At 66.4% G+C, this 5,299-nt stretch carries 5 protein-coding genes; all 5 read right to left on the bottom strand.

Annotated elements, in window-relative coordinates:
* Nucleotides 1–52: 52 nt before the first annotated feature.
* Nucleotides 53–1,183 (bottom strand): acyl-CoA dehydrogenase family protein, encoded by a 1,131-nt coding sequence (locus tag AC04MI_RS23195; RefSeq protein ID WP_476498819.1) that lies wholly within the window; start codon nucleotides 1,181–1,183, stop codon nucleotides 53–55.
* A 54-nt stretch (nucleotides 1,184–1,237) separates the two neighbouring features.
* Nucleotides 1,238–1,906 carry an SDR family oxidoreductase gene (locus AC04MI_RS23190; RefSeq protein ID WP_436077526.1) on the bottom strand — a complete coding sequence of 223 codons (669 nt, stop codon included), beginning with the start codon at nucleotides 1,904–1,906 and terminating at the stop codon, nucleotides 1,238–1,240.
* Nucleotides 1,907–1,990: 84 nt separating this feature from the next.
* Nucleotides 1,991–3,070: a DUF695 domain-containing protein gene (locus AC04MI_RS23185; RefSeq protein WP_476498818.1), complete on the bottom strand. Its 1,080-nt coding sequence runs from the start codon at nucleotides 3,068–3,070 to the stop codon at nucleotides 1,991–1,993.
* A gap of 49 nt (nucleotides 3,071–3,119) precedes the next feature.
* The gene (locus AC04MI_RS23180; protein WP_476498817.1) at nucleotides 3,120–4,307 is read right to left on the bottom strand and encodes an acetyl-CoA C-acyltransferase; all 1,188 of its coding nucleotides are present in this window, start codon (nucleotides 4,305–4,307) and stop codon (nucleotides 3,120–3,122) included.
* A gap of 66 nt (nucleotides 4,308–4,373) precedes the next feature.
* Nucleotides 4,374–5,299: bifunctional isocitrate dehydrogenase kinase/phosphatase (gene aceK / locus AC04MI_RS23175; protein WP_476498816.1), on the bottom strand; the 926-nt coding region annotated here is incomplete at its 5' end.

The raw sequence follows: 5,299 nt of genomic DNA, 5'->3' as shown, positions 1-5,299 counted from the left end.
GCCCGATGGGGCAAGCCCGGGGCGCCGTCCAGGAGCCTTCCGAGCGCCCGGTTCAGGCCATTGCGCGCTGGATCAGCAGCTTCTGGATGTCCGAGGTGCCTTCGTAGATCTGGCACACSCGCACGTCGCGRTARATGCGCTCSASCGGRAAGTCGTTCACSWMRCCRTAGCCGCCCAGCGTCTGGATSGCGGCGCTGCASACGCGYTCGGCCATYTCGCTSGCGAACAGCTTGGCCATGGCGGCTTCCTTSAGGCASGGSYKKCCGGCRTCKCGCAGSSYGGCGGCGTGCCAGATGAGCTGGCGCGCGGCTTCGAKCTGCGTGGCGCARTCGGCCAGGCGAAAGCCGACGGCCTGGTGGTTGAAGATGGCGGTGCCGAAGCTTTCGCGCTCTTTGGAATATGCCAGCGCCGCATCGAACGCGCTGCGCGCCATGCCCACGCTCTGCGCSGCRATGCCGATGCGGCCGCCTTCGAGCGCGCCCAGGGCGATCTTGTAGCCCTCGCCCTCGGCGCCGATGAGGTTYTCSRCSGGGAYGCGGCAGYYGTCGAARTTGATCTGCGCCGTGTCGCTGCTGTGCTGGCCCAGCTTGTCTTCCAGCCGCGCCACCACGTAGCCGGGGTTGTTGGTGGGCACTAGGAAGGCGCTCATGCCCTTCTTGCCCGCGCCCTTGTCGGTGACGGCGATGACGATGGCCACATGACCGTTCTTGCCGCTGGTGATGAACTGCTTGACCCCGTTGATCACGTATTCGTCGCCCTGCTTCACCGCCGTGGTGCGCAGGGCGGAGGCGTCGGAGCCCACATGTGGCTCGGTCAGGCAAAACGCACCCAGCATTTCGCCACGCGCCAGCGGCGTGAGCCAGTCGCGCTTTTGCTGCGCGTTGCCGTAGCGCATGAGGATGGCGTTGACCGGGCAATTGGTCACGCTGATGGCGGTGCTGGTGCCGCCGTCACCGGCGGCGATCTCTTCGAGCACCAGCGCGAGCGTGAGGTAGTCGAGGTGGGCGCCGCCAAACTCTTCGGGCACACAGATGCCATACGCGCCCAGCGCGGCCAGGCCCTGGTGGGCCTCCTTGGGGAAGTGGTGTTCCTTGTCCCAGCGTGCGGCATTCGGCCACAGCTCGGTTTGCGCAAAGTCGCGCACCGCGTCGCGGATCATTTCCTGGTCTTGGGTCAGCAGCATGGGAGTGTCTCCAGAGTCGTTGTTCAAAAATTCGGGGGCTTGGTGGCTTGCGGACTACCAGTGGGCAGCGCGGCGGCCGTCGTAGTGCAGCAGGCGGCCCTTGTCGGCAGCGGTCACGCTGGCCAGCGTGCTGCGCAGGCCGCGCACACTGTCTTCCACCGTCAGCGGCGCACCGCCGCCGCCCATGTCGGTCTGCACCCAGCCGGGGTCGATGGTGATCAGCGTGGCGCCGGGGTAGTCGTGCTGCGCGGCGGCCACGGCCATGTTCAGCGCGGCCTTGCTGGTGCGGTACAGCCACGAACCGCTGCTTTGCACGCTGCCGATCTGCGACATGGAGGACGACAGAAACGCAAACACGCCGCCCGCCTCCACCACCAGGGGCGCCACCTGCGGAATGGCCTGCATGGCGCCCAGCACGTTGGTGTGCATGACGGCATCAAAGTCTTGCTGCGTGGGTGGGGTGAGCGCGTTGGGGCGGCGGATGACACCGGCCACATACAGCGCCAGGTCCAGCTTTTCGCCGTCGAGCTGCCAGGCCAGGCCGCTCACGCTGGCGGGGTTGGCCACATCCACGGTGAGCGCCTCGGCGCCCAGCGCCAGCACGCGCTCGCGGCCGGCGTCGTCGCGCACGGTGGCGATCACGCGGCGCCCGGCTTCGGTGTACTGGCGCACCAGCTCCAGGCCGATGCCCCGGGACGCGCCCATCACGAGTATGGAGTTCATTTTCAAGCCCAATATGCCGCAAGCGCTAGTGAATCATGCGCCAACAGCTATCAATTCAGGAGTAAAAAAAACAGCGGCACCCACTCAGGCAGACAGGTATCCGGCGTACTCGAAATAGCCCGACCACGCGGGGTCGTACGCCACCTTCAGCTCCAGCGATGCCGCCTCGTCGCGCAGCAGCAAGGGTGCCAGGGTCTGTTTGGCCAGTTGCTCGTCGCTCACGTAGTACAGCGCCTGCCGGCGGCCCGCGCGCATCAGCGTCAACACCAGAATGCCCAGCTGCGGCACCTGGAGCAGCGTGGCTGCTTGCTCGTGCAGGTCTTGCACGGCGGTCAGTGTGTCGCTGTCGGGCACCGCCAGGTCCACGGTGAGGGCATAGGCCAGGTCGGCCCGCATGGCCACAGCGCTGGCACTGGTGTTGACCATGACCACGCCGGTCTCGGGCGCGTCTTCGCTGTCGATGTCGTCAGGAGGCAGTTCGTTGCCGTCCTCGTCGATGGGGCAATCAAACTGCAGTTCCAGCCCGTCCCACTCGGCATCGCCCGTGGGAAAGTGGCCGGTGTGGCCCAGGGTGTCGGTCCAGTAGCGGTCGAACACTGGGGGCAGCTGGCTCAGCGGCACCCAAGGCGTGTGGGTGTCGCCGGGCTCGCCCACAAAGTCCACCGCGCCCACCTTCACGGCAAAGTCGTACTCGCCCAGCACATGGTCGAGCATGATGAACGCCATGTTGCGCGCATGGTCCTGGTAGTCGCTGGGGATCTCGCGGCCAAAGCGGATCTCCAGCGCCGCCTGCCCGCCATCCTGCTCCAGCGCCACCAGCACTTCGGACGTGGCCAGCTCAAAGCCTTCCATGCCGATGGGAAAGTCCGGCTGCGTGGTGCGCGCGCGAAACGCGCGCACGCGGTAGTGCGGCAGCGCGGGTGCGGCCGCCACCACCTGCGCCAGCAACGGAAACCGCTCGATGCTGCCATGGGCCGTGACGATGAGGTCCACCACGGCATCGGCATCGTCGCCGGACATCTCCAGCGCCAGGCCTTCCAGGTGCTGATCGATCAGCGCATTGGCCGCCCCCACGCGCTCGCGCAGCGGCTGGGCCTGGAGCGATGCCTGGGCATCCGAAAACGCGCGCCAGAAGGCGCCGATGGCGGGAGAGGGAGTGGTCATCGCGGTCCTTGTGCAAAGTCGGGGATCATCCCATCTCCAGCCAGCGGCCTCAGACGAGTTCCAGCGCCACGGCCGTGGCCTCGCCACCGCCGATGCACAGCGTGGCCAGGCCCTTGGTCAGGCCGCGCGCCTTGAGGGCATGGATCAGCGTGACCATGATGCGCGCACCGCTGGCGCCGATGGGGTGGCCCAGTGCGCAGGCGCCACCGTTCACGTTGACCTTGTCATGGGGCAGGTCCAATTCCTTCATCAACGCCATGGGCACCACGGCAAAGGCTTCGTTGATCTCCCACAGCTGCACGTCGCCCACTTGCCAACCGGCCTTGGCGAGTGCCTTTTGTGTGGCGCCCAGGGGGGCGGTGGCAAACCACTCGGGCTCCTGCGCATGGGTGGCGTGGCTCACGATGCGGGCGACGGGCTTGCAACCCAGCTTCTTCGCGGTGGACTCGCGCATCATCACCAGCGCGGCCGCGCCGTCGTTGATGCTGGAGCTGGAGGCGGCGGTGATGGTGCCGTCCTTYTTGAACGCGGGCTTSARSGTGGCGATCTTSTCGAGCTTGACCTTGCCCGGGCCTTCGTCCACGGACACCACGGTCTCGCCCGCACGGGTCTTGACGGTGACGGGCACGATCTCGGCCGCGAAGGCGCCCGACTCGGTGGCCGCCTTGGCGCGCTGCACGCTGGCRRTGGCAAACGCRTCYTGCTGCTCGCGCGTRAAGCTGTACTTGGCSGCGCAGTCTTCGCCRAAGGTGCCCATGCWGCGGCCCGCYTSGTARGCGTCTTCCAGGCCGTCGAGCATCATGTGGTCGAAGATGCGGTCGTGGCCCAGGCGGTAGCCGCCGCGGCCCTTTTGCAGCAGGTAGGGGGCGTTGGTCATGCTCTCCATGCCGCCCGCCACCATCACGTCGTGCGTGCCGGCCAGCAGCATGTCGTGCGCCATCATTGCGGCCTTCATGCCGGAGCCGCACATCTTGCTGAGCGTGACGGCGCCCGCGCCCTTGGGCAGGCCGCCTTTGAACGCCGCCTGGCGCGCGGGTGCCTGGCCCTGGCCGGCCATCAGGCAGTTGCCAAACAGCACTTCGCCCACGGCGTCGGGCGAGACACCTGCACGCTCGATGGCGGCCTTGATGGCGGCGCCACCCAGGTCGTGCGCGGCCAGGCTGGAGAAGTCGCCCTGCAACGAGCCCATGGGGGTGCGTGCAGCGCCAACGATGACGATGGGGTCTTGGATGGACATGGTGAAGGTCTCCTGGGTAAGGGTCTGAGGAAAAGTGGGGACGAAAACCGGGGTTTTGGCGGGCGCTCAGCGGGCCGCAGCGCCTTGCGCAAAGCGCCGCTCCGCGTCGTAGGGGAAAACATCAAACATATGACCCGCCTGGATGCGCTCCTTGTGCGACTGCCAGAACGCGGCGTCGAGCAGGTCGGCGTGGTGCTGCATGAACACCTCGCGCACCGCGTCGTTGCCCAGCAGGAAGGGGCCAAAGGTTTCGGGGAACACATCGCGCGGGCCCACGCTGTACCAGACCTCGCCGCTCATCTCTTCTTCCTCGTTGCGCGGCGTGGGCACGCGGCGGAAGTTGCAGTCGGTGAGGTATTCGATCTCGTCGTAGTCGTAGAACACGACCTTGCCGTTGCGCGTGACACCAAAGTTCTTCCASAGCATGTCGCCKGGRAAGATGTTGGCSGCCACSAKGTCCTTGATGGCGTTGCCGTATTCGATGACGCTGTGCTCCATCTGCTGGCGCGCGCGCGGGTCGGACAGGCCGGTGTCRAAGGCCTCYTGCAGGWAGATGTTGAGCGGGATCATGCGSCGCTCGATATAGAGGTGCTTGATGATCACCTCGGTCTGGCCGTCGCCATCGCGGTCGCTGATTTCGAGCTGGCTGGGGGCGAACTTCTCGATCTCGGCAATCAGGGCATCATCAAAGCGGTCGCGAGGAAAGGCGACCTCGCTGTACTCCAGCGTGTCGGCCATGCGGCCCACGCGGTCGTGCTGCTTGACCAGCAGGTACTTGGCCTTGATCTGCTCGCGCGTGGTTTCCTTCTGSTGCGGGAAGWAGTCCTTGATGASCTTGAACACGAACGGGAASSWCGGCAGGTCGAACACCAGCATSACCATGCCCTTGATGCCGGGSGCKATGCGGAASYGGTCGCTSGARTRSTTCAGGTGSKASAGGAAGTCGCGGTAGAACAGCGTCTTGCCYTGCTTGGCMAGGCCCAGKGCGTTGT

Source organism: Acidovorax sp. LjRoot204 (assembly GCF_056175785.1).
This window is presented reverse-complemented; position numbering and strand designations above follow the sequence as displayed.

Coding starts and splice junctions, on each gene's coding strand:
- AC04MI_RS23190 (WP_436077526.1), bottom strand. CDS start 1,906: ATGAACTCCATACTCGTGATGGGCGCGTCCCGGGGCATCGGCCTGGAG.
- AC04MI_RS23185 (WP_476498818.1), bottom strand. CDS start 3,070: ATGACCACTCCCTCTCCCGCCATCGGCGCCTTCTGGCGCGCGTTTTCG.